Source organism: Arthrobacter oryzae (genome assembly GCF_030718995.1).
GTDB lineage: Bacteria > Actinomycetota > Actinomycetes > Actinomycetales > Micrococcaceae > Arthrobacter > Arthrobacter oryzae_C.
In genome coordinates this window covers 4,302,402-4,323,765 of record NZ_CP132204.1, presented here as the reverse complement: position 1 = coordinate 4,323,765, position 21,364 = coordinate 4,302,402, and the positions used below count along the sequence as shown (strand labels likewise).

The 21,364-nt window shown below is 66.1% G+C and carries 24 protein-coding genes, 1 pseudogene and 1 riboswitch; of the genes and pseudogenes, 12 read left to right on the top strand and 13 right to left on the bottom strand.

Going from position 1 to position 21,364, the window contains the following annotated elements; translation table 11 throughout:
* Positions 1-218 precede the first annotated feature (218 nt).
* The 5 genes from Q8Z05_RS19880 (at position 219) to Q8Z05_RS19860 (ending at position 4,374) form a co-directional block, all read left to right on the top strand.
* Positions 219-1,040 carry an amino acid ABC transporter substrate-binding protein gene (locus Q8Z05_RS19880; protein WP_305941259.1) on the top strand — a complete coding sequence of 274 codons (822 nt, stop codon included), beginning with the start codon at positions 219-221 and terminating at the stop codon, positions 1,038-1,040.
* A gap of 36 nt (positions 1,041-1,076) precedes the next feature.
* Complete coding sequence (locus tag Q8Z05_RS19875; protein WP_305941258.1) at positions 1,077-1,742, top strand: amino acid ABC transporter permease; 666 nt, start codon at positions 1,077-1,079, stop codon at positions 1,740-1,742.
* A complete protein-coding gene (locus Q8Z05_RS19870; protein ID WP_305941257.1) occupies positions 1,729-2,529 on the top strand; it encodes an amino acid ABC transporter ATP-binding protein in 801 nt (266 codons plus the stop codon). The genes Q8Z05_RS19875 and Q8Z05_RS19870 overlap by 14 nt, the downstream gene beginning before the upstream one ends.
* A 422-nt stretch (positions 2,530-2,951) precedes the next feature.
* Positions 2,952-3,542 carry a dienelactone hydrolase family protein gene (locus tag Q8Z05_RS21515; RefSeq protein WP_371745988.1) on the top strand — a complete coding sequence of 197 codons (591 nt, stop codon included), beginning with the start codon at positions 2,952-2,954 and terminating at the stop codon, positions 3,540-3,542.
* Positions 3,535-4,374, top strand: coding sequence for a CPBP family intramembrane glutamic endopeptidase (locus tag Q8Z05_RS19860; RefSeq protein ID WP_305941255.1), 840 nt, complete (start codon positions 3,535-3,537; stop codon positions 4,372-4,374). The genes Q8Z05_RS21515 and Q8Z05_RS19860 overlap by 8 nt, the downstream gene beginning before the upstream one ends.
* Here the strand turns inward: Q8Z05_RS19860 and Q8Z05_RS19855 are convergent.
* Entirely contained in the window at positions 4,270-5,301 is a 1,032-nt protein-coding gene (locus tag Q8Z05_RS19855) for a ribonuclease Z (protein ID WP_371745892.1), read from the bottom strand. The two genes, Q8Z05_RS19860 and Q8Z05_RS19855, sit on opposite strands and share 105 nt — an antisense overlap.
* 43 nt (positions 5,302-5,344) lie before the next feature.
* Here Q8Z05_RS19855 and Q8Z05_RS19850 point away from each other — a divergent pair, with 43 nt between their 5' ends.
* Positions 5,345-5,863, top strand: a complete 519-nt coding sequence (locus Q8Z05_RS19850) for a DNA alkylation repair protein (RefSeq protein WP_305941254.1) — start codon at positions 5,345-5,347, stop codon at positions 5,861-5,863.
* On the opposite strand, the gene Q8Z05_RS19845 is transcribed toward Q8Z05_RS19850, so the two are convergent.
* Both Q8Z05_RS19845 and Q8Z05_RS19840 read right to left on the bottom strand, forming a co-directional pair.
* On the bottom strand, positions 5,830-6,084 hold the full coding sequence (locus Q8Z05_RS19845; RefSeq protein ID WP_305941253.1) for a hypothetical protein: 255 nt from the start codon (positions 6,082-6,084) through the stop codon (positions 5,830-5,832). The genes Q8Z05_RS19850 and Q8Z05_RS19845 overlap by 34 nt on opposite strands.
* Positions 6,085-6,111: 27 nt before the next feature.
* Positions 6,112-7,632: a polysaccharide deacetylase family protein gene (locus Q8Z05_RS19840; protein WP_305941252.1), complete on the bottom strand. Its 1,521-nt coding sequence runs from the start codon at positions 7,630-7,632 to the stop codon at positions 6,112-6,114.
* A gap of 237 nt (positions 7,633-7,869) precedes the next feature.
* A riboswitch (cyclic di-AMP (ydaO/yuaA leader) is annotated at positions 7,870-8,059 on the top strand.
* A gap of 3 nt (positions 8,060-8,062) precedes the next feature.
* On the opposite strand from Q8Z05_RS19840, the gene Q8Z05_RS19835 reads away from it, so the two are divergent.
* Positions 8,063-8,833, top strand: a complete 771-nt coding sequence (locus Q8Z05_RS19835; RefSeq protein ID WP_305941251.1) for an NlpC/P60 family protein — start codon at positions 8,063-8,065, stop codon at positions 8,831-8,833.
* 116 nt (positions 8,834-8,949) lie between these two features.
* Here the strand turns inward: Q8Z05_RS19835 and Q8Z05_RS19830 are convergent, their stop codons facing one another.
* Positions 8,950-9,540, bottom strand: a complete 591-nt coding sequence (locus Q8Z05_RS19830) for a hypothetical protein (protein WP_305941250.1) — start codon at positions 9,538-9,540, stop codon at positions 8,950-8,952.
* A gap of 204 nt (positions 9,541-9,744) precedes the next feature.
* On the opposite strand from Q8Z05_RS19830, the gene Q8Z05_RS19825 reads away from it, so the two are divergent.
* On the top strand, positions 9,745-9,939 hold the full coding sequence (locus Q8Z05_RS19825; RefSeq protein ID WP_305941249.1) for a DUF1918 domain-containing protein: 195 nt from the start codon (positions 9,745-9,747) through the stop codon (positions 9,937-9,939).
* 104 nt (positions 9,940-10,043) lie between these two features.
* Here the strand turns inward: Q8Z05_RS19825 and Q8Z05_RS19820 are convergent, their stop codons facing one another.
* Both Q8Z05_RS19820 and Q8Z05_RS19815 read right to left on the bottom strand, forming a co-directional pair.
* Positions 10,044-10,421 (bottom strand): cupin domain-containing protein, encoded by a 378-nt coding sequence (locus Q8Z05_RS19820; protein WP_305941248.1) that lies wholly within the window; start codon positions 10,419-10,421, stop codon positions 10,044-10,046.
* A 201-nt stretch (positions 10,422-10,622) separates the two neighbouring features.
* On the bottom strand, positions 10,623-12,080 hold the full coding sequence (locus Q8Z05_RS19815; RefSeq protein ID WP_305941247.1) for a DUF5129 domain-containing protein: 1,458 nt from the start codon (positions 12,078-12,080) through the stop codon (positions 10,623-10,625).
* Between the two features lie 115 nt (positions 12,081-12,195).
* Between Q8Z05_RS19815 and Q8Z05_RS19810 the strand changes: the two genes are divergently transcribed.
* Together Q8Z05_RS19810 and Q8Z05_RS19805 are read left to right on the top strand one after the other, a co-directional pair.
* Positions 12,196-12,660, top strand: coding sequence for a hypothetical protein (locus Q8Z05_RS19810; protein ID WP_305941246.1), 465 nt, complete (start codon positions 12,196-12,198; stop codon positions 12,658-12,660).
* On the top strand, positions 12,633-14,339 hold the full coding sequence (locus tag Q8Z05_RS19805) for a DUF5671 domain-containing protein (RefSeq protein WP_305941245.1): 1,707 nt from the start codon (positions 12,633-12,635) through the stop codon (positions 14,337-14,339). Before Q8Z05_RS19810 ends, Q8Z05_RS19805 begins: the two co-directional genes overlap by 28 nt.
* Here the strand turns inward: Q8Z05_RS19805 and Q8Z05_RS19800 are convergent, their stop codons facing one another.
* The 5 genes and pseudogenes from Q8Z05_RS19800 to Q8Z05_RS19780 form a co-directional block, all read right to left on the bottom strand.
* A complete protein-coding gene (locus Q8Z05_RS19800; RefSeq protein ID WP_305941244.1) occupies positions 14,340-16,031 on the bottom strand; it encodes a SulP family inorganic anion transporter in 1,692 nt (563 codons plus the stop codon).
* Positions 16,032-16,064: 33 nt separating this feature from the next.
* Entirely contained in the window at positions 16,065-16,763 is a 699-nt protein-coding gene (locus Q8Z05_RS19795; RefSeq protein WP_305943640.1) for an endonuclease/exonuclease/phosphatase family protein, read from the bottom strand.
* A 187-nt stretch (positions 16,764-16,950) separates the two neighbouring features.
* Entirely contained in the window at positions 16,951-17,961 is a 1,011-nt protein-coding gene (locus Q8Z05_RS19790; RefSeq protein ID WP_305943639.1) for a carbohydrate-binding domain-containing protein, read from the bottom strand.
* 110 nt (positions 17,962-18,071) lie between these two features.
* Positions 18,072-18,206, bottom strand: a pseudogene (locus tag Q8Z05_RS19785) (carbohydrate-binding domain-containing protein); the annotation flags it as partial.
* 139 nt (positions 18,207-18,345) lie between these two features.
* Positions 18,346-18,762, bottom strand: coding sequence for a hypothetical protein (locus tag Q8Z05_RS19780; protein WP_305941243.1), 417 nt, complete (start codon positions 18,760-18,762; stop codon positions 18,346-18,348).
* Positions 18,763-18,945: 183 nt separating this feature from the next.
* On the opposite strand from Q8Z05_RS19780, the gene Q8Z05_RS19775 reads away from it, so the two are divergent.
* Complete coding sequence (locus Q8Z05_RS19775; protein ID WP_305941242.1) at positions 18,946-19,749, top strand: thioesterase family protein; 804 nt, start codon at positions 18,946-18,948, stop codon at positions 19,747-19,749.
* Between the two features lie 28 nt (positions 19,750-19,777).
* Here the strand turns inward: Q8Z05_RS19775 and Q8Z05_RS19770 are convergent, their stop codons facing one another.
* Positions 19,778-20,167 (bottom strand): DUF2177 family protein, encoded by a 390-nt coding sequence (locus tag Q8Z05_RS19770; protein WP_305941241.1) that lies wholly within the window; start codon positions 20,165-20,167, stop codon positions 19,778-19,780.
* A 16-nt stretch (positions 20,168-20,183) separates the two neighbouring features.
* Here Q8Z05_RS19770 and Q8Z05_RS19765 point away from each other — a divergent pair, with 16 nt between their 5' ends.
* A complete protein-coding gene (locus tag Q8Z05_RS19765; protein ID WP_371745987.1) occupies positions 20,184-20,933 on the top strand; it encodes a lipoate--protein ligase family protein in 750 nt (249 codons plus the stop codon).
* A gap of 85 nt (positions 20,934-21,018) precedes the next feature.
* Here Q8Z05_RS19765 and Q8Z05_RS19760 read toward each other — a convergent pair whose 3' ends face one another.
* Complete coding sequence (locus tag Q8Z05_RS19760; RefSeq protein ID WP_090953515.1) at positions 21,019-21,276, bottom strand: mycoredoxin; 258 nt, start codon at positions 21,274-21,276, stop codon at positions 21,019-21,021.
* Positions 21,277-21,364 lie beyond the last annotated feature (88 nt).

The following is a 21,364-nucleotide window of genomic DNA, read 5'->3' as shown; positions in this document are numbered from 1 at the left end:
GTCTATGACAGGCTAGCCGCTGCGCTGTACAGGCATAACCCTTACCGGAAAGTAGGTTAAGGAATTCATGAATTCGGCAACTGGCGGCAGCGCATGTCCGGGACGGGAGGAATCCACTCCCCGTATTCCCCGAAGCCGGAACTTGCTATCGTCTGAAGTGGACTGCCGGCGTGCGGTGCAGCTGGCGAGCCCTTCCGCCTAGAGGACGAAGGTTCAACATGAAGCGCACACGTCTTTCCGCATTCGGCCTCATCGCCGCCGCAGCACTCGCCCTGGCCGGCTGCGGGTCCGGGTCCACCACGCCGTCCGGTTCGGCGCCGGCCGGAGGAGCCGACACCTCCCTCGCCGACGTCAAGAGCGCAGGCGAGCTCAAGATCGGCACGGAGGGCACGTACAAACCCTTCTCCTTCCACGCCGACGGCAGCGGCGAACTGACCGGATACGACGTCGAGATCATCACCGCCGTCGCCGGGAAGCTCGGGGTGAAACCCTCCTTCCAGGAAACCCAGTTCGATGCCATCTTCGCCGGCCTGGAGGCCAAGAGGTTCGACGTCGTGGCCAACCAGGTCTCGATCACCGACGAACGCAAGGCGAAGTACGAATTCTCCGAGCCGTACACGGTGAGCACCGGCGTCATCGTCACCAAGGCTGACGACAGCAGCGTCAGCTCCTTCGAGGGCCTCAAGGGCAAGACCACCGCGCAGTCCCTGACCAGCAACTGGTACAAGCTGGCGCAGGAGAGCGGAGCCAACGTAGAGGCCGTGGAGGGCTGGGCGCAGGCCGTAACCCTGCTCAAGCAGGGGCGGGTGGACGCCACCATCAACGACAAACTGACCTACCTCGACTATCAGAAGACCGCGAAGGACAGCGACATCAAGATCGCCGCCGAGACGACGGACAAGTCGCTCAGCGCCCTTGCCTTCCGCAAGGGATCGACCAGCCTGGCCGAGGCCGTGAACACGGCCCTCGGGGAGCTGCAGGCCGACGGCACCCTGGCCAAAATCTCCCAGAAGTACTTCGACGCTGACGTCACGAAGTAGCGGATCGGAGGCCGGCGGCGGACGCAGCTTCAGAGCATGACTATCAACTGGGACCTCGTCTGGAGCTCACTGGGGCCCATCCTCATCGGCGCCGTTTCCGGCACGATTCCGCTGGCCTTGGCGTCTTTCGGCCTCGGACTGCTGCTGGCCCTGCTGATCGCGCTGATGCGGCTCAGCCGGAACCCCGTCTTTTCCGCCATTGCGCGAATGTACATTTCCGTCATCCGAGGCACACCACTGCTGGTGCAGCTGTTCGTCATTTTCTACGGGCTTCCGTCTGTGGGAGTCACCATCAGCCCGTGGCCCAGTGCCATCATCGCCTTCTCCCTGAATGTGGGCGGCTACGCAGCAGAGGTCATCCGGGCGGCCATCCTGTCCGTTCCCAAAGGACAGTGGGAAGCCGGCCACACGATCGGCATGTCCCGCCGCCAGTCGCTGGTCCGGATCATCCTGCCGCAGGCCGCGCGCGTCTCGGTCCCGCCCCTGTCCAACACGTTCATCAGCCTGGTCAAAGACACATCGCTCGCGTCCCTGATCCTCGTCACCGAGCTGTTCCGCCAGGCGCAGCAGGTGGCGGCCTTCAGCCAGGAATTCATGCTCCTGTACCTGGAGGCAGCGGTGATCTACTGGATCATCTGCCTGGTCCTCGCCGGCGGGCAGTCCGTCCTGGAAAAGAGATTGGACCGCTATGTCGCCCACTGAACCCTCGCCCACTGGACCAGCGCTCCCGGGTGACGCCGCGCTGCTCACCGTGCGCGGGCTGCGTAAGGCCTTCCGCAGCCATGAAGTGCTGAAATCCGTGGACGTGGACGTCCGCCGGGGCGAAGTTGTGGCCCTGATCGGGCCCTCAGGATCCGGCAAGACGACGGTCCTGCGGTGCCTCAACGGACTCGAAATACCCGACGACGGCGTGGTGGACTTTGCGGGCCAGCTCGCCGTCGACTTTTCCGCCCCGGTGACCAAGAAGCAGCTCGCCGCCTTAAGGGACCGCAGCGCCATGGTGTTCCAGCACTACAACCTCTTTCCGCACAAGACCGTCCTTGAGAACATCATCGAAGGCCCCGTGCAGGTGCAGAAACGGCCCAAAGCGGAGGCAATCGCAGAAGCCAGGGGCCTTCTGGCCCGCGTCGGACTGTCAGCCAAGGAGAAGAGCTACCCGTTCGAGCTCTCCGGCGGGCAGCAGCAGCGTGTCGGCATCGTGCGTGCGCTCGCCCTTCGGCCGCAGCTCCTGCTTTTTGACGAGCCGACGTCGGCCCTGGACCCTGAGCTGGTGGGTGACGTCCTGACCGTGATCAAGGAGCTGGCGGACGAAGGCTGGACCATGGTGGTGGTCACCCATGAGCTGGCGTTCGCCCGTCAGGTGGCCGACGAAGTCATCTTCATGGACGGCGGCGTGGTCGTTGAGCGCGGTCATCCCGATACCGTGCTGCGCGACCCGCGGGAGGAGCGCACCCGGCAATTCGTGGACCGGCTGCTTAACCCGTTCTAGGCTATTGAGTAAACGGCAGGAGACCCGCCATGACGCAGCAGCTTGGCAAGTTTGAGAAATACCTGATTGAGGAATTCTTCGACGACTACCGTGCCGGTGCCATGAGCCGGCACACGTTAACGCGCAGGGTGGCGTTCATCACCGGCAGCATGGCCGCCGCCGCGGCCGCCATGGCGCTGGTCGGCTGTACACCCCAGGAACTGCCGCGCAGCACCGACCCCATGCCGACGCCCACTCCGTCCGGGTCTTCGGCCGGCACCGCTTCCGGAACCCCCGCAGGCGCAGTACCCGGCGCCAAGAGCCCCCTGTCCGTTCCCGAGGGCGCGCCCGGCCTGGTCACCGCAACGGTGCAATTCCCGTCCGGCGGCACTGATATCAGCGCTTACCTGGCCCGGCCGGACGGGGACGAGGCCGGACCCGCTGTGCTCATCTGCCACGAAAACCGCGGGCTGACACCGCACATCCAGGACGTGGCGCGGCGCTTCGCCAAAGCCGGCTATGCGGCCCTGGCGCTGGACCTGCTGAGCAGGGAGGGCGGAACGGCAAGCCTGGACCGGGACGCGGTTCCCGGCGCACTGACCAAGGCCGGAGCGCAGCGCCACGTCTCCGATTTCGCGGCAGCCTTCGACTACCTGAACTCGCAGGATTTCGTCGACTCCGGGCGTATTGCCATGACGGGCTACTGCTTCGGCGGCGGCATCACCTGGCAGGCCGCGACGGAACTGTCCGGGCTGAAGGCCACATCGGCGTTCTACGGACCGGCTCCGGACCTGGCGAAGGTCGCCGCCATCAAACCGGCTGTCCTGGGCGTCTACGCCGAACTGGACGAGCGGATCACCGGAGCGCTGCCGGCGTTCCGCGATGCCCTGGCTGATACCGACGTCCGCCACGAGCTCAAGGTGTATCCCGGCGTCGACCATGCGTTCCACAATGACATCGGCGAGCGCTATAAGGAGGCGCAGGCCAACGTTGCGTGGAACCACACGCTGGATTGGTTCGGCAGGTATGTCTGATCGTGCGCTCGGAACCGGCTCCGGAGCAGGGGTCAGTGTCCGCAATGCCGTGTCCCTGAAGCTGCTTCCTGCGGCACTCGTGTCGCTTTCCGGCTTTGTGCTCTTCGTCCTGGAAGAGCGGATCCCCGGCTACGGCCTGCTGGCCGTTGCGTTGGCACTGGCAGGTTTCATCGACCGGGCACTGTTGCGCGACCTGGCCCTGATCGCCGCCGGGCTCGTGGCCATCAGCCTCGTTCCCATCACCACCGACATCAGTACGGAACACATGCTTGTCATGGGCACGGCAATGATCCTTGCCGTGGGAGTGCCCTACACGATGTCGCGGTTTGTGTTCAAGGACCACGGTGTCAGGTTTCCCGTGCTGACCGGGCACCCGTGGACGAGGGCAGAGAAGTGGTACCTGGCCGCCGTGGTGGTCATGGGCTACGCACTGCTCCCGGCGTACATGGTCAATACCGGGGTGTACAACAACTGGCCCGCAGTCTCCGACCCCGAGGGGATCTTCCGTCTCTTCCTGGGCACCAATGCCCTGGGCATCTGGGATGAGCTGTTCTTCATCTGCACGGTCTTCGCACTTCTGCGCCGGCACCTGCCGCTGGGTCAGGCGAACCTGCTGCAGGCCGTTCTCTTTACATCGTTCCTGTGGGAACTGGGCTTCCACGCCTGGGCGCCGGTCTTCATCTTTCCCTTCGCCCTGCTCCAGGCGTACATCTTCACGCGGACCAAGTCACTGTCCTACATCGTGGCCGTCCACCTGCTGTTCGACTTTGTGCTGTTCCTGGTCCTGCTCCATGCCCACAACCGTGCCTGGATCGACATCTTCGTCTACTGACAGCGGACTGGCCGGGCGCGGGATCCCGGCTGTCACTCCGTAGGCCCGCTGCCGCCGGGGCAGCGGAATCCTGTCCAGGTCCTGCGCGGCGACGACGGCGGCCCCGCCGGAGCGGGCGACCGCCTGGCCGGCCAGGACACCGACGTCACTGTACCGGGATGAGAAATGGGTGAGCACGAGCGTTCCGGCCCCGGCGGTGGCCGCCAGCGCACCCGCCTGCCCGGCGGTGAGGTGAAGATAGCGGGCCGCCAGCCCGGCGTCGTCGTCGCTGAACGTCGACTCCGCCACGAGGAGGTCCACGCCGTCGGCCAGTTCACCTGCGCCGTCACATTCGGCGGTATCCATGACAAAGGCGAAACTCTGCCCTGGCCGGGGCATGCTCACGTCCTCCAGCCGGACCCCGCGCACAGACCCCTCCCGCTGCAGCCGTGTAACCTCCGGACCGGCAATCCCGGCCGCTGCGAGGCGGTCCGGCAGGAATGTACGGCCCTCCGGCTCGGCCAGCCGGTAGCCAAACGTCTCGATGCGATGCCGCAACGGCCTCACCTCCAGGCCGGGAGCGATCGCACCGGCGGCGCCGTGCGGGAGCAGCCGCAGGTCAAGGCCGGGGGAGGCGAGGGACACAAGGGCGCGGACCACCTCCGCACCAGAGGCCGGAAAATGCAGGTCCACCGGGTGCTGCACCCCGTCGAGGACCATGCGCGACAGCACCCCCGGAAGCCCAAAGCAGTGGTCCCCGTGAACATGCGTCAGGCAGATCCGCGTGATCCGGCTGGCCGGGACGCCCGCGTGGATCATCTGCCGCTGCGTGCCTTCGCCCGGGTCGAAGAGCAAGCCCTCTTCGTTCCAACGAAGAAAGTACCCGTTGTGATTGCGGCTCCGCGTGGGAACCTGCGAGGCGGTGCCAAGGACGACCAGTTCACGCATGGGACTGAGTGTCTCACGTTGATTCGTGCGACAGAATGGACGGGTGACGGATGCCTGTGACTTCGTGGATGCCGCGCTGCAGCGGGAGAGTTCCTGGCTCAGGGCAGAAGAGGCACAAGCCCGGCTGGGCGAACGGCATCAGTACTATGGCGCGTCAGTGGGTGCGGTGCGGGGAACCATCCGCGACATGCTGCGCCGCCACCGTGGCCTCGGACATGATGACATCACTGCCCTCAGCACGGAGCTCTGGTCGGTCCCCGTGTTCGAACGGCGCCTGGCCGCGGTGGTGCTGCTGCAGTCCCGGGTGGCCGTTCTCAACAACTCCGACCTCACGCGGATCGAGGGCTTTGTGCGGGAGGCGCAGCTGGGTGAGCTGGTGGACCCGCTGGCCGCCGACGTCGTCCGTCCCCTCATCGCAGCGCTCGAAGGGCCGGCGGGCACGCGGGCTGACGTTGTGCTGGACCGCTGGGCGCGGGATCCTGATCCGTGGCTGAGGCGGGCTGCCGCACTCTCGCGGCAGGCAGGGCCTCAGCCGCCGGCGCGCCGCTCCACCACCGCGTAAGCCCTGCCTTCCAGGAACTCCCAGTCGGTGACCACCATGAATCCCAGGGCGCTGACACGCTCGTTGAGGACCAGGACATCAAAGCCGCCGTCCCGCGGTTCCGCGTCCCACGTCGCCACATGGAGCTCCTTGCCCTCGAGGACCAGGAGCTCCGTGTTGACGTCGAAATCCTCCTGCGGCTGCTCGCTCAGCTGGCAGATGGCCACGCAGTAGTTATGCATCTACGGAGTCCGCTTCATCCTGTGTACCTAGTCTGGAAAAGCGGTCTTGTAGCGGTAAAGGAATGCGGCCACCTGATCCCGGTTCACGGGCAATCCCGGCCGGAAGGTCCTGGTGCCGTCCGGTTCCGCCCAGCCGTAGGAGATTCCCTGGGATGACATCCATGCGACCTCGGTGTAAAAGGCGTTTTGCGTTGAGATATCCGTAAACGGAGGCGCTGTTGGTGTGTAGGCGGGGTTTCCGGCGAAACGGTAAATAAAGGCCGCGACCTGGTCCCGGTTGACGGCCACTGTTGGCCTGAAGGTCCTGGTGCCGTTGGCTTCGGCCCAGCCGTTGGTGATTCCCTGGGAGGCGAGCCACAGGATCTCCTTGTAGAAGGGGGTCTCCGGCGTGACATCCGCAAACGGGGAACCTGCCGGCGTATAGGCAGGGCTCCCGGCCAGCCGATAGAAGAACGCCGCCATCATGTCTCTGCTGGCGGCAACTCCGGGACGGAACGTGCGGGTACCGTCACTTTCGTACCAGCCGTTGCTGATTCCCTGGTTGGCCATCCAGCTGACCTCTGTGTAGAGCTGCGAGCCGGGCGGGACGTCAACGAAAGAGATTGGCGACGGCGAGGGTGAGGGGGATGGGGATGGGGACGGTGAGGGGGATGGAGACGGGGACGGTGACGGCGGCGGCGGGGACGTCACGGGGGACTGGCCCATGGCTTGCGCCACTGTCCGGACCGACGTCGTACCGTTTGCCGTACGCGCAGCCAGCCACGTGACGAAGGATTCGAACACAGCCGGACTGATGGACAGGGACGGGTCCGTGCCGTTGGCAATTTCGTGGAAGGTTAGCTGCAGCCAGCCGCCCGTGGTCTCCGCGTTGGTGACCGTGTTTTGCAGGTCTGCCAGGCTCCAGGTGCTGGCCACCTGGTCCGGCGCCCTGGTCACCATGGGATTCTGCGGAGGCAGCGTTTCCGCAACGGGGCAGGAGGCGCAGCTGGCCGGGGACCGCAGGTCGCCGAGGCCCCTGGAACTGGTGTATCCGCAGTCGCGGACGGCTGATTGGGCGGTCGCATTCTCCGCCGCAAACGGATACGCAAAGCTGGTGACGTTGAAGCCCCAATCTTGCAACGTCGATTTGCTGTTACACGCCTCCGCGCGGGCGGCTGCAGCGCTGAGTGTTGTCATATCCGGGTGGGTCACGCTGTGGCCCGCGATCTCGTTGCCGTCGGCGGCGAAGGCCTGCAGGTTCGCCTGGGTGAGGAATCCGGACGAACCGATGAAGGAGGTAGTGATAAAGAACGTCCCCACCAGCCCGTGGGCTTTCAGGACCTGCTCGGCGGCGAGCTGGCTGCCGAGGCCGTCGTCGAATGTCAGGCTGACAATGGTTGGTTCCGCAGCCCGTGACGTGCCGGCCACACCCACCACGGTACCCGCGGCGAGCAGGAGCGCGCCCAGGACCGCCGTCCAGCGCCGGCCGCGCCAGCCTCCGGGAGAGGCTTCCGGGGGATCAGCCACATGGCGCGGATAATTGCGGACAGGGCGATTCGACCAACGCATGATGCCTCCAAGCGTGTGAGTCCCCCCGCAAGAACATGCACGTAGACTACGCCTCACCGCACCCGGGGAAAACACTCGACTTTGACGGACGGAACACCCGAGTACACCGCCGCTGCCTGCAGGGGCGGCCGGGCGCCGCGCCGGGCTGTGCTGTTACCTGAATGTGACATGCGGTGCGCCGCCCGCGTACGGTGGAACGGTGCCTGTTGTCCCAGATACCGGCACTCCCGGGCGGATTGCCTAACCCTGCCGCAGCCCGGGATCCAATCGAAAACCATTCGGCAGGGACGGGGAAACCACTTTTGACCTGACTTTGTGCAGGTCTTCGGGGTGAAGCCGCACGCTTCCGCAACGCGGAATGCCACTGCGGCCGGGTGTCTCCCATCCGAATCCGACAGCTAACCTCGCAGGCATCGGGAGAGGTCACTTCATGTCTTCACGCAATCTGCCCGACCATCACCGGTCCACCGCGCCCGCCGGGCGCCCGGGGTCCACACCTGCCGGAGGGAGGATCCGCGCGGGACGCCGGGCTGCGGTCCTGGCGGCCGCTTCGGGCCTGGTCCTTTCCGGCACCGGGGCTGCCCAGGCGGCCGATGCCCCCGCGGAACGAGACACCGCTCCGGCCTCCGCCCTGGATGCCACGGCCCAGGTGGGCGCCCCGCTCAGCGCTGACTCGCATGTCAGGATCAGCTTCGAGCGGCCTGATGTCAGCACCACGCCCGCTCCGGTGGAGGCGCCGGTCGAAGAGGCCGCTCCGGTGGAGGTGGCTGCTCCGGCGGAGGCCACTCCCGCGCCGGCCGCCCCGGCCCCTGCTGCGCCAGCGGTTTCCGTCCAGGTCCAGGCGGCGGCACCCGCCCCTGCGCCGGCGCCTGCTGCCGGCGGTGTCAATGCCGCCATGGTTTCCGCTGCGTACGCGCAGCTGGGAATCACCCAGGACTGCACCGCAATGGTGGAAAAGGCCCTCGGCTCAGCGGGCATTCCCGTGGGCGACCTGGCCCCGATGCAGTTCATGAACTACGGCTCGGTAGTGGGCGAACCGCAGCCCGGCGACATGGTGGTGCAATCCGGCCATGTGGGCATTTACATTGGCGACGGCCAGGTGATCAGCGGCGGAATGAACGGCGTCAACGCCACGGTCAAGCACCCGCTGTCCTGGCTCACGGCCACCGGCGGCGTGACGTTCGTCCGCGCCGGAGCCTAGCCTTCAGGCCCTGCCGGTCGGCCGGCGATCAGCTGCCTTGGGGGCAGCAGGTCGCCGGCCTTCCGCGTGGCCGCCGGCTCGCTGTGAAGCTGCCCGGCGCTTCACGGCAGGTTGCCTCACGGCGGGGATATGGCGAGCTGAGCCGTGCTCTCGCCTTGTACGAATTTGATGCGAAGGAGGGCTTCGCGCGTATCCGCCGGAAGAATGAAGCGTACGTCGCCCGATTTGCTTGAATCGCCTGCCACGAGCTCGTTCAGGCCGGAATCGGGGGAATGGCTGATTCCGTCCGCATTCAGCCTGAACGTAGAGTCCCAGAAGTTGATGTCATACCGGCCGTGGTTGGTGCACCTGAGTGCCACCGTCAGCGCGACCTGGCCGGAGACGTCGGGACGCACGCCGGCTCCGAGAATCTCATACTCGACGTCGCCCGCCCTGAACTTCCGCTCGGCCGGCAAGGCTACCGTCCATCCTGCACCGTCGCCGGTGGCGGATGGGACGCCGGTCGGCCGGACGGTGCTGCCCGGCTGTGCTGCGCCCGCAGTAGTTGAGGAAGCGCTCGCCGTCGAAGCGGCGGGCCGGCCGGCGTCGAACAATCCGAGTTGCCCCAGCCCAAGCAGCAGCCCCGTGACAGCTGTAATCACGGCCGCGGCGGCAGTCAGCAGACCGGGCAGCGTAGCCCACCAGCTGGTGGGTTTCTCATCCGCCATAGCAGTTCCCCCTCAGTCCCAGGGGCAGGGACATCAGTACTCTTCCCATATTCCTGCCAAGCGCGCACAAGCACCAGATGCCACGGGATGCCCCTCAGAGCGCCGATCGGTGCCGCGGCCTTCGCCGGCCCGAGCCACTAGTGCGGAACGGCCCTGTTGTCCCCGGGCAGAGACTCGTACTCTGGTGTCTTGGAGGTGATTGCCATGAAGGCAGCCCAGGGAGACCGGATCACAATCCGGGGCAAGACGGTCGGGTCCGCGGAGCGCCACGGCCAGATCATTGAGGTCCACGGTGCTGACGGAGCGCCGCCGTACGTCGTGCGTTTCGACGACGGCCATGAAACCACCGTGATTCCTGGCGGTGATTTCGTCATTGACAGGATCCATCCGCCACAGTGAGGTGAGCAGTACAGCAAGCCAGGCTCTGTCCCGGACGGGACAGGGCCTGACCTGATGTTTCAACGGCGGACGGTTGGTGGCGTACCCGGCTGTGCCGTATCCGGCTATTCGGGGGCCTTGGCGAACACGGCGGCGCTGACGAACTCAATCCCGGTAAAAGGTTCCCCTCCTTCGACCCATGCGTCATGCCCCGGCGGGATGCTGTACGAATCACCTGAGGTGATGTTGATCTGGCTGCCGTCGGTGGTCTGGACGGTGAGCCTGCCGGAAACGCAGTAACCAACGTGGCTGAGCTGGCAGGAATCGGTATTTACCACCGGTTTGATGCATTCGGACCACCGCCAGCCGGGCTCGAAGGTGAACCGTCCGATGGTGTAGGCGTCGACGGACACAAGGTCCACTTCCGTCTTGTCGGGACGGCGCTTTTCGTCGGGAGCATCGTGGGATTTTACAGCGAGCTGAGCGACAACGTTCGTGGTCATGGCTCTCTCCATCACTCAATATTGCGGCTGGGACTGCCCGGGCCGCCAAGGCAACCGGACAGCTGGGTCGGTTCGCCTGGCCTGAATCACCGGAGCGCACCGGGACAACAATCGCTTACGGTGCCCAGCATCCTCCGATCGGGTTTCCTTGTCGATACCCGGGGAAGGACCGACCTGCCCTGGCCCAATGGAGGGCCGCGGTCAGAAGTTGGATGAACTTCCGGACCCGGAAAAACTACCCCCGGTGGCTCCGTAGCCGGTTGTGCTGCCGCCGCCGCGCGCCGTGCTGACACTGCCCACCCCCGTGCTGAATCCGGTGTTGAAGGCGGGGACCGAGAAGAAGTAGTACGACGGATAGACCGTGCCCAGGATGCTGGGCTCGTAAGTGCGGCCATATTTTGCCTTGGTTCCGGCCTGTGCGTTTTCCATTTCCTGGCGCATCAGTCTGGCTTCCCGGTCGTTCCGGGCAAAGCCGGCGATCACGGTGTCCGCGTGGTTCTTCAGCAGTTCCGTCAGATGCGTCCGCGCGTCCCGCAGCCGGTCCAGGGCTGTTTCAGGGGTGATCGTGCCGTCGGCAAGTTCGGCCGACCACCGTTCGATGTCCCGGTGGCTTTGCTCGCGGAAGGACCGGAGCGCCGCGGCCGTCGCCGAGTCGCCCTCGGCGTGCCGCTTGGTGAGCATCTGTTCGAGGGCGGCCAGGTCACCGCGGAACGGTGCCAGCTGCCGGTCCCACGCGGATGCCCACGCGGACCCCCGGTTCAGCAGGGCGTTGGTGTCGGCGATGACGTCATCCAGCGCGTCCAGTTCCGCGGAAGCGTCGGCATAGCCCCGTATGAGTTTGAGGTTTGGCCGCCGGCTCATGGACCGGGCAGTCAGCGCGTGTGCCTGGTTCGACAGGCCGGTGGCGGCGTTGTACTTCGCCAGGAAGGTGCGGTGCTTTTCCAGGACGGTGCTTCCGTACCGCGAGGACTCCGGAATGGTGCCGGCGTTGAGCTCAGTGACCTGCAGGTCCATGCTGACATTGGCGTAGCTCGCGTCTCCGCGGGCCAGTTCCTTGCGGCTGTCCACCCTGGTCCGCCAGCGAACGATCAACCACGTCCCCGCGCCGAGGACGGCAGCTGCCACAGTGCTCCAGGCCGTGACCAGGAAGCCCGTGGACTGGTACCACGGCTGGTTGATCAGCTCAGCCCCGCGGCGGATACCGGCGATTGTCCCGTCAGTCCACTGGGCATCCCGTAGCAAATCCTTGGAAGCATTCTGGATGTCCTCGCGCTGTTCCAGGGAAACTTTGCGGTCCTCGCCCATGTAGGTGCCCACATGGCGGCCCAGCGGGTCCACAGCGAAGATGAAGAGGCCGTCCGCCCATTTCTGGCCGTCGGCGCTGATCCACTCCGGATGGTTGGCCCGGGCGAAGCGAAGGACTTCTTCATTGAGGTTGGCCTCCGCGGACCCCCGGTAGGTAAAGACGGCAACCCGGGTGGGCTCATGGAAGTCAACTGCCTCAACCGCCGGGACCAGCCTGTTACTGTCAAGTATTCCGGCGCCGTCTTCCACCACGATTTCCACCGGCGGCTCTGCACGGGCAGCGGCTGAGCCTGCCACCGAGCCGCAGAGCAGGCCGAGGAGCGTAAGCAACACGGCAGCGAGGGCCCGGCGCATGATTCCCTTTTTTCCACAAAGCAACGATTTCCTCCAGCCTCCCCGGTGCCGTCCACCCGCTGATAGGGCCGAAAGTACCGTAGCTAGCGGGTGGGCCGTACGCCATACTGACCACATGGACGCAGCGGCGGGAAGACCGAACAGGATCCTCGTAGTTATCCTGGCAATTATTGCCGTCCTGGCAGTTGCTGCCCTTGCCGTGGTGTTCTCGCGGGGTGAACCTGCCCTGCTGGACGAATCCACACCCCAGGGCGTGGTGCAACGATACTCGGCAGCTGTCCTCGACGGGGACGAAGCCGCGGCCGCCGGGTATCTTACGGAAGGCGCCCGGACCCAGTGCCTGGACTTCGAACGCGCTCCCGCCGATAACCTGCGGATCACGCTGATCTCCACTACGGAAAGGGAAGCATCTGCGGACGTGCACGTCCTGGTTGTGGTGTCGAACGGGGGCGGGCCCTTCGGCAACTCCGAGTACGAAATGGAAGACGTCTTTGATCTCGTCAAGACGGACGGCAAGTGGCTGATCCAGTCTGCGCCGCTGCAACTGAGGATATGCACCAACCGGCCGGTGAAGCCGTGAGCGCCGCCCGGACGGCGCCCGCCCCGGCGGCGGGGTCCGCCCAGCCCACAGTCCGCCGCCTCATCGTCTACACGCTGCTTTTCGCACTGGTTGTGGTGACCGCCATCGGACTGAGCGGCCTGCTGGGCAGGCTTCTCGGCGCCGGCACTGTGCTTGTCGCAGGTGACGTGGCAGGCCTTGCGCGCTCGCTCGCTTTCACGCTGATCGGCGGCCCCATGGCGGCCGTGCTCTGGTGGTTCGTGTGGCGACGGCTCGATGACGCAGTGGAGAGGTCGTCGGTGGGATGGGGGCTGTACCTGACCGGCATGTACGCTGTCTCGCTCATCACGTCGGCCACCGGGCTGCTCAGCGCCCTGTCCGCTGTCATCGGCGGCGAACGGCTGGGCTGGCAGCTTTCACTGTCCAACGGGCTGGTCTGGGCAGGCGTGCTGGCATGGCACCGGTGGATGTGGCGCCATCCGCGGAAGAGCCCTTCACTGATTTCGGACGTCCCAACCGTCGTGGGCGCGGTCTACGGGCTCATCGTTGGAGTGGGCGGCACCATTACGGCGCTCGCGAATCTCCTGGACACCGCGATCCAGGGCTTTACGTCCTCGGCGTCCATCGGTGATCCGTGGTGGAGGCTCGCCCTGCAGGCGCTGGCCTGGGGAGCCGGCGGCGCCGTCATTTGGTGGTGGCACTGGTTGCACGACGGCGGACGCCGGCTGAAGACCGATTTCGCCGACGTGGCGCTGGTGGTGGTAGGAATCCTCGGGGCCGTCCTCCTGACGGTGGGCGGCACAGGAACCGTCCTGTACGTCCTGCTCCGCCTGGCCTTCGACCGCACGGATCCCGTGAGTGAAATCGTCGGTCCCCTGGGTGCGGCGTTGGCGGCAGGCGCCGTGGGCGCCCTCGTCTGGGCATACCACCGGACCGTCACTGCGGGCCGTGCCGAAACCACGCTGCAGGCAGCGAAGCTCGTGACTTCAGGGGTGGGTCTGGTGGCCGCCGCCACCGGGATCGGCGTCGTGGTCAACTCCTTGCTCAGCATCGCGGCGACACCACTGGCCGGCGGCGGAGCCCGCACCCTGCTGCTGGGAGGCATCAGTTCTCTGGCGGTCGGCGGACCGCTGTGGTGGTTCACATGGAAACCCGGGGTTCCGCCGGAGCCTACTGAACTTGGCCGCCGCGGCCGGCGCGTTTACCTCATCGCGGTTTTCGGCCTGAGCGCGATTGTCGCTGTCATCACGCTCCTGGTGATCGGGTACCGCGTCTTCGAATTCCTGCTCGACGACGTCACCGGCTCCAGCCTGGTGGACCGCACCCGCGCGCCCCTGGGCCTACTGGTGGCCACGGGCCTGGCCGCCGGGTACCACTTCGCCGTCTGGCGGCACGACCGGTCCCTCACGGCGTCTGTTGCGCCCCCGAAACGAATGGTCCGGAAGGTGATCCTCGTGGCTTCAGGTGATCCGGAGCCGCTGGTGCGGGTGGCGGCTGAGGTGACCGGTGCGAGCGTCACGGTGTGGAAGAGGGCCGACGTCGGAACCTCCGGTGCGGTGCCTGCGGGTGACGCGGAGGGGACCACACGCGACTTGACGGAGCAGCTTGCCCGCGCACTGGAGGGTGTTGCGGCCGACCGTGTCCTGGTGGTGGCGGGCCCGGGGTCCCGCCTTGAGGTGATTCCGCTGGGTGCGGACTAGCTAGATCCCGAACGTCCGCTTGTAGCTTCGTACGGCGTTGTTGACGGTGGGAAAGAAGTGGTCCGGGCCGAACCTGCTGCTCACTCCGAACTTGAGCAGGCGGTCCTTGACCGGCCCCTTGAGCTCGGCAAAAACCAGGCTGATGCCCTGGCCGGCCAGTTCGTCGTCGAGCTCCACGAGGTCGTCCAACGCCGTGGTGTCCAGGTCCGTGATGGCTTCGGCAGCCACGATCACGCACTTCACCGGGCCCGGGGCGTTCGCCACCAGGCCGCGGATGTGCTCCGCGAACACCTCACCGTTGGCAAAGAAGAGCGGGGCGTCGAAGCGGGCGATCACCAGCCCCGGGACGCGTTGGCCTTCCGGGTGGCGGCTGAGGTCGTGGTAGCCCGGGACGTCTTCCAGGCTTGCCAGTTCGGTGCGGTAGGGATCCCATGCCCGCCGGACGAATGCGATGAGCGAGAGCGCGATGGCGATGATGATTCCCTGCAGTACGCCCACGAACGCTACGCCGAGGAAGGTGGTGAGCAGGAGCGCCGTTTCCATCTTGCTCATCCGGACCAGCCGGAGCAGGGTCTTGACGTCCACCAGCGAGGCGGCAGCCACAATGACGACGGCGGCCAGGGTGGTGGTGGGGAGGAACGCCGTCACCTCGGGGACGGCCACCATGAAGACCACCACCAGGGCGGCGGCGACGATGCCGCTGAACGGGGTCCGTGCTCCTGCGTCAAGCGCTATCGGGGTCCGGGATGAGCTGCCGCACACCGGGAAGCCGCCGAGCATTCCGGTGGCCACGTTGGCAATGCCCAGCGCCCCCATTTCCTGGTTGCCGCTCGTGTGTACGCCGCGGCGTCCTGCGAGGCTCTTGGAAAGGGTGGAGGTGTCCGCGAAGGCGATCAGGGCAATGCCGGCCGCCGGGCCAATGAGCCCTGCGACGTCGCCGAAGGTGAGGCCCCCCAGTGCCGGGGCCGGCAGGCCTGTGGGGAGGGCTCCCACCATGGGCATGGCGTCTTTGAGGCCCAGGGCCGCGGCCGCCGCGATGGACGCCGCCACGGCCAGCAGCACACCGGGGACCTTCCACGGGAGATAGCGGCCGGCCACAATGATCGCCAGTGTGGCCACCCCGAACAGCAGCGCCACAGGATTGGCGGCTCCGCGCAGGATCGCGTCGGCAGTTTCCGTGGCTCTGGCCGTGAGGGAGTCGCCCGTCACCGAGATCCCGAGCAGCCTGGGCAGCTGGCTGACCATGACGGCAAGTGCAATGCCGTTGAGGTAGCCCACCCGGATGGGCTTGGACAGGAGCCCCGTGACAAAGCCGAGCCTGAAGATCCGTCCGGCGATGAGGAAGAACCCGATCAGGATGGCCAGGACTCCGGCGAGCGCCACGGCGTGGGCGGGATCCCGTCCTGCCAGGGGGAGCACGGCGGCCGCGATCATGGGCGCCAGTGATGAATCCGGGCCCACAATGAGGACCCGCGGAGGGCCGAAGACGGCGTAAAACAGCATCGGGATCACTGTGGCGTACAGGCCGGTGACCGCCGGCAGCCCGGCGGCTTCGGCATAGGCCATCCCGGCGGGAATCAGCGCCGCACTAAGGGCTGCTCCGGCCGCAAGATCGGACTTGAGCCAGGAGCGCTGGTAGGTCCGGGCCAGCTGGATGCCCGGAACGGCTTTCTGGATCCAATCCCTGCGCATTGGGGCCTCCCGGGCTGGTGGTCGGCGTGGGGGTTACGGCGTTCCCTGAATGGGACCGTAATCCTCGCCGTATTCGGCGGAGACCAGAATGGGCAGGTGGTCCGAGGCGCCGCGTGGCAGGGTTTCCACACTCTCGATGTCCAGTCCGAGGGAGGTGGCAAAATCGAAATGCCCCTTGAACATCTTGTACCTCGTATAGGTCCGCCGGTCACTGAGGGAGAGTTCATACCCGGAATTCTTCATGTGTTCAGTGAGGTTCTTGGTGAAGAACGGGTAGTTGAAGTCACCCACCATAAGCGTCATGAGTCCGCTGCCCATCCCGAGGAGCTCTGCATGGGCGGCCTTGATCTGTTTGCGGCGCAGCGAATTGGAGGCTGTCAGGGGCGCCGCATGAAATGAGGCGATCACCAACTCGTGGTCTGTTTCGTTGTCCACCACCCGCGTGCCGATCAGACGTTCGTGGGCCGGGGCCAGGACCCTGTCGTGCAATGACTTCTTCAACGCGAAGGTGTTGGTTTCGAACGCCGTGAAGCGGTCCATCCGGTAGTAGATGGCAAGCCCCAGCCTGTTGCCTTTGGTCGAATCGGCCAGGTGCAGGGGCCCGAGTGTGTCCGGTAGATCGGAGGTGTCGCACTCCTGCAGGCACAAGGCATCTATCCCGAAGTCGTTGGCCAGATCGAGCAGTTCGCCGCTTGCCGCGTGCTTGCGAAGGTTGTAGCTGATGACTCGTATCAGGGGAATACCTCTTCCGAGCGTAGTAAGGAGAACCAGTTCCTGAGTCTACTCAGTCAAAGTTACTCAGCACATAAGACGGCACAGAAAGACGGCACAGAAAGACGGAACGGAAAGGCGGAGCAGCCGTGTGGCCGCCCCGCCTCCCGTGGCCCGGACGATCCGGCCCGGCCTGCCGAGGGCCAAGCTAGCGGCCGCCGGGACCGCGTGCCGCCGTGTACTCGCCGGCCGTGACGGTTCCCTGCTCCTGGGCGCCGTCGAGCGTTCCCTCGCCGATGCCGGCGGTGACCTGGGCGGCGCCGCCGGTGTACACGGTGTATTCCTCGCCGGCGGTGATGACTGCCGAGGAGAACACCAGCGACGCCGCCTGCTTGGCCGTCACGAACGTGGCCACCACGGCACCGCTGGAATCAGCCAGCTGGATGGCGGTGCCGGCGGGCAGGGTTGAGCCGAACGTCAGCTGGACCCCGGACTGGGATGAGGAGGTGCCGGGCGTCACCGCCATGCCGGTGCTGCCCGCTGCTGCCACGGTTCCCCCGTTGACCACGAGTTCGCCGTTGACGTCCAGGGCGCCGTTGCCGTCATTGGTGGGGCCGTTGACCACCACCGTTCCGCCGGTGATCGTGGCATCGCCGTTGGAGTCCAGCCCGTCACCTTGCGAATTGATGGTGAGCGAGCCGCCGCTGATTTCCATCGTGTAGTCGCCCGCTGCCATCTCGCCGCCGCCCATACTGCCTCCCATACCGCCGCCCATGCCTACGCCCTGGGAGCTGGTTCCGGTGCTGCCCCCGGAGGCGTTGACGCCGTCGTCGTTGGATGTGACGCTGGCGGTACCGCCGGAGATCACAATGTGCTGGGCTTCCAGGCCCTCTTCGGATTCTTCCACCGTGGCGGTGCCGGCGGCGATGGTGAGCGTGTTGAAGGCCTTGATGCCGTCGTCGCCGGCGCTGACGTTGAGGGTGCCGCCGTTGATGAGCACCCAGCCGCGGCCTTCGTCCTCCTCGTTGTCGGACTTGAAGCCGTCGTCGCCGGCAGTCACCTGGTAGGCGCCGTCGAGGAGGACGGCGTAGTCCTTGCCTACGATGCCGTCGTCCGTGGCGTCCACGGTGACATTGCCGGCGGCCAGCACCAGCCCGTCCTTGGAGGAGATGCCGTCGTTGTAGTTGCCGTCCACTGCCAGCGAGCCGGTGCCGGCGATGGTGAGGTCGGCCTGGGAGTACAGGGCCGCGTTCGGAGCTTCCTCGGGGTGTCCGAGTAGGTGGACGCGTCGCTCAGGGAGTTGGAGGTGCCGTCCGCCAGGAAGACGATTGCTTCGTTGGCGCTCTGCGCCACGAACGGGGATCCGGTGGAACTGGTCACGTCGGCCCCGTCAAGGATGATGCGGACCACGTCCTCCTCGCCGGCGGCAACCACCACCTGCCCGTCCGAGAGGGATCCGCTCACGCGGTAGGTTCCGGCGGCGCTGATGGTGACGGTGTCGCCGTCGACCTTTACCGCGTCCGACGACGTTCCGGCGGCAACGCTGCTGTCACCGTCCGCCAGGGTCACGGCTACTTCGGACGCGGTATCCCAGGTGAGGTCGTCAGCGTCGTAGTGGGTGTCCGCGGCGAGGGTGTCCAGCGAGATGGCCTCTGCCGTCCCGGCAGCCGCTGATGTTCCAGAGTTTGAGTTGGAGGCGCCGGTGATGGACGTGCCGGTGGAGGACGACGTCGGCAACGTAGTAGGTGACGGTGCTGTCGCCGCTGCCGGTGGTTACCGTGGAGATATTGATGTTGGAGCTGTCCGAGATGTAGGACGTGTCCGTGATGACGGCTGTGGTGGTGCTGCTTGAGTCGCTGGTGGTGTCGCTGGTGCTGCCTGCCGTTGTCCCGGCCTGGCTTGCCTGGTAGGCGGAGACATCCGAGATTTCCACGTGCTGGACCACAAAGCGGTCCAGCGCCCAGGCGGTGGCCCCTCCGGCTGTCAGCGTCAGGGCAACAGCCCCCGGCGACGATGGCACGGCGTACCCGGCCGCCCTTGCGGTGTTTGTTCTGGAGAGGAGTCATGCCCTCATTTCTAGGCGCCGGACTTATGCCGGCCATGGGGCCTTGATATGAGGAAGCTGTGAGGATAACGGCGGGCTGCGGGCCGGCAGGCGATAGGGTGTTCTGGGATTATCACCAGCCATGCGAAAGGGTCGACGTTGACTGCTGCACTTACGGAACTTGCCGAGGGCGGGTTCTACTACGAATCACTCGGCGGCGGACGGTTCCGTTCGACCATTCATGCCCAGGGTGCCTGGAACGAGCATGAGCAGCACATGGCGCCCGCCTCCGGACTCATGGCTGATTGCCTGGAGCGGCACGAACCGCGGAGTGATGTCCGGATGGCGCGCCTGAGCTACGAGATCCTGGGGCTGATCCCTGGGGGCGAATTCGAGGTGGTCACCACGACCCTGCGTCCCGGACGTACCATCGAACTGCTCCAGGCCGAACTCGTGGCCGGGGGGCGGGTGGCCATCCGTGCCACCGCGTGGCGGATGATCATGTCCGACACATCGGCCGTCGCCGCAGTGGAAGACACCCGCATTCCCGGACCGGAGGCGTGCTCACCGTACGACGGTGCCAGCGTGTGGCCCGGAGGGTACATCCGGTCACTGGAAATGCGTGTTGCGGACGGGCACCGCCCAGGCTCCGGGACGGTATGGATCCGTACCGCACACCCGTTGACGGACAAGGACGACAGCGGCGATGTCGCACGGCTGATGGGACTGGTGGACACTGCCAACGGCATCGCCGCCCGTGTGCCCCCGGGCAAGGGCAGCTACGCCTTCCCCAACCTGGACCTGCAGATCCACATGTACCGGAAACCGGCCGGCGACTGGCTGGGCCTGGATAACGCCGTCTCCTTCGGCGCGGACGGCATCGGGCTGACGTCAACGGTCCTCCACGACGTCGCCGGGCCCTTCGGCCGCGCGGAGCAGATCCTCACCCTCCGCAGGACGTAGTTGGAGTTGAGCTGGGCGTCGGTTCCCTTCAGTTTTTGTGGAACACCAGCCAGCCTGCCAGTGTGGCAAGGGCCGTCAAAGCTGCGCCCCACAGGATGTCCACGACGATCAGCTGCAGCGGCCACGTTTTCAGCGTCGCGGCGTTGGTGAGGTCATAGGTGGCGTAGGCGAAGGCGCCGAGGGCGGCACCGTAGCCCACTGCGCTGAGCCAGCTTCCGCCGTCGAGCGTGGGGCGCAGGGCAAAGAACACAATGCCGGCAATGTAGATCACGTAGAACACCACCGCGTACCCTAGATTGGGCCGGTCGGCCAGCAGTTCACCAATCTGCCCGCGGTAAAAGGGGTTCATCGTCTTGAGCCAGATGGAATCGATGACGGCGAACGCGGCGGCAACCACCAGGAATTGCAGAATGACCATAAGGGAGCTTAGCAAGATGCAGCACGCGGCCGGCGCACCAGCCACGCTGACCATTGTCCGGCAGGAGGAGTCGATGGGTGCGGCGCGCGACCTGGAATTCGGCATTGAGCTGCTGGGCATGGCCAAGACCGGCCGGATCGGCCCGACGCTCAGGCTGTACCGCCCGGCCCCCACAGTGGCCTTCGGCCAGCGCGACGCGCACCTTCCCGGCTTTGAGGCAGCAGCCCAGGCCTGCCGGGACCTCGGTTTTGAGCCGCTGGTCCGGAAAGCCGGCGGCCGGGCCGCGGCCTACCACGAGGGGACGCTGATCGTCGATCACGTGGAGCCGCATGCCGACGCCATCGCCGGCGCCAAGGGGCGCTTCGCGTTTTTCGGCGGGATGCTGGCGGATGCCCTTCGAAGCGCCGGCGTCCACGCCGCCGTCGGTGAAATCCCGGGCGAGTACTGCCCGGGGGAGTTCAGCGTCCACGGCCTGGACCGGGCAGATCCGCAGCACAGGGTCAAACTGATCGGAACAGCCCAGCGGGTGGTGTCCGGCGGCTGGCTTTTCAGTTCGGTCATCGTGGTGGAGAACTCGGCGCCGATCCGCAAAGTCCTGGAAGCCAGCTACGCAGCCCTCGGGTTGGACTGGGATCCGGCCACCGCCGGCGCCGTCGACGACCTCGTCCCCGGACTGGACGTTGCGGCCATCGAAGCGGCGGTTATCAACACCTACGCCGGATATGCGCCGGTGGACTACGCCGATTTTGCCAGCCTGAGGGCATAGCTGTTCGGGCGTCGCGAAGTGCGGGCGGACAAGCAGAAGGCCAGGCACCACAGGTGCCCGGCCTTCTTGCCGTCAAGGGAGAGCCTTAGGCCGCGAGCCGGCTCTTTACTTCAGCTGCTGACGGGTTGGTGGCGGCGGTGCCGTCCGGGAAGAGCACGGTGGGGACCGTGCGGTTGCCTCCGTTGAGCTGCTCTACGAGGTCGGCCGTGCCTTCGACTTCTTCGATGTTGATCTCGGTGTAGCCGATGCCCTGGGCGTCCAGCTGCTTCTTCAGCCGGTTGCAGTAGCCGCACCAGGTGGTCGAAAACATGGTGATGGTGCCGGAATCGGGAGTGAAATCCACGGAGTTCTCCTCAAGCTCGTTATTGCTCGTCGTTATCAAAGCAGATGTCTTTTCCCTCAACGGTAACCCGGTGGCGGGTATTCCCCGG

Excerpts from the sequence above, each read along its gene's own strand:
- Q8Z05_RS19840 (WP_305941252.1), bottom strand. The coding sequence starts at position 7,632 with ATGCGTTGGTCGAATCGCCCTGTCCGCAATTATCCGCGCCATGTGGCT.
- Q8Z05_RS19820 (WP_305941248.1), bottom strand. The coding sequence starts at position 10,421 with ATGACCACGAACGTTGTCGCTCAGCTCGCTGTAAAATCCCACGATGCT.
- Q8Z05_RS19835 (WP_305941251.1), top strand. The coding sequence starts at position 8,063 with ATGTCTTCACGCAATCTGCCCGACCATCACCGGTCCACCGCGCCCGCC.
- Q8Z05_RS19825 (WP_305941249.1), top strand. The coding sequence starts at position 9,745 with ATGAAGGCAGCCCAGGGAGACCGGATCACAATCCGGGGCAAGACGGTC.
- Q8Z05_RS19765 (WP_371745987.1), top strand. The coding sequence starts at position 20,184 with ATGCAGCACGCGGCCGGCGCACCAGCCACGCTGACCATTGTCCGGCAG.
- Q8Z05_RS19770 (WP_305941241.1), bottom strand. The coding sequence starts at position 20,167 with ATGGTCATTCTGCAATTCCTGGTGGTTGCCGCCGCGTTCGCCGTCATC.
- Q8Z05_RS19815 (WP_305941247.1), bottom strand. The coding sequence starts at position 12,080 with ATGCGCCGGGCCCTCGCTGCCGTGTTGCTTACGCTCCTCGGCCTGCTC.
- Q8Z05_RS19805 (WP_305941245.1), top strand. The coding sequence starts at position 12,633 with ATGCACCAACCGGCCGGTGAAGCCGTGAGCGCCGCCCGGACGGCGCCC.
- Q8Z05_RS19800 (WP_305941244.1), bottom strand. The coding sequence starts at position 16,031 with ATGCGCAGGGATTGGATCCAGAAAGCCGTTCCGGGCATCCAGCTGGCC.
- Q8Z05_RS19860 (WP_305941255.1), top strand. The coding sequence starts at position 3,535 with ATGTCTGATCGTGCGCTCGGAACCGGCTCCGGAGCAGGGGTCAGTGTC.
- Q8Z05_RS19830 (WP_305941250.1), bottom strand. The coding sequence starts at position 9,540 with ATGGCGGATGAGAAACCCACCAGCTGGTGGGCTACGCTGCCCGGTCTG.
- Q8Z05_RS19855 (WP_371745892.1), bottom strand. The coding sequence starts at position 5,301 with ATGCGTGAACTGGTCGTCCTTGGCACCGCCTCGCAGGTTCCCACGCGG.
- Q8Z05_RS19810 (WP_305941246.1), top strand. The coding sequence starts at position 12,196 with ATGGACGCAGCGGCGGGAAGACCGAACAGGATCCTCGTAGTTATCCTG.
- Q8Z05_RS19880 (WP_305941259.1), top strand. The coding sequence starts at position 219 with ATGAAGCGCACACGTCTTTCCGCATTCGGCCTCATCGCCGCCGCAGCA.
- Q8Z05_RS19845 (WP_305941253.1), bottom strand. The coding sequence starts at position 6,084 with ATGCATAACTACTGCGTGGCCATCTGCCAGCTGAGCGAGCAGCCGCAG.
- Q8Z05_RS19870 (WP_305941257.1), top strand. The coding sequence starts at position 1,729 with ATGTCGCCCACTGAACCCTCGCCCACTGGACCAGCGCTCCCGGGTGAC.
- Q8Z05_RS19875 (WP_305941258.1), top strand. The coding sequence starts at position 1,077 with ATGACTATCAACTGGGACCTCGTCTGGAGCTCACTGGGGCCCATCCTC.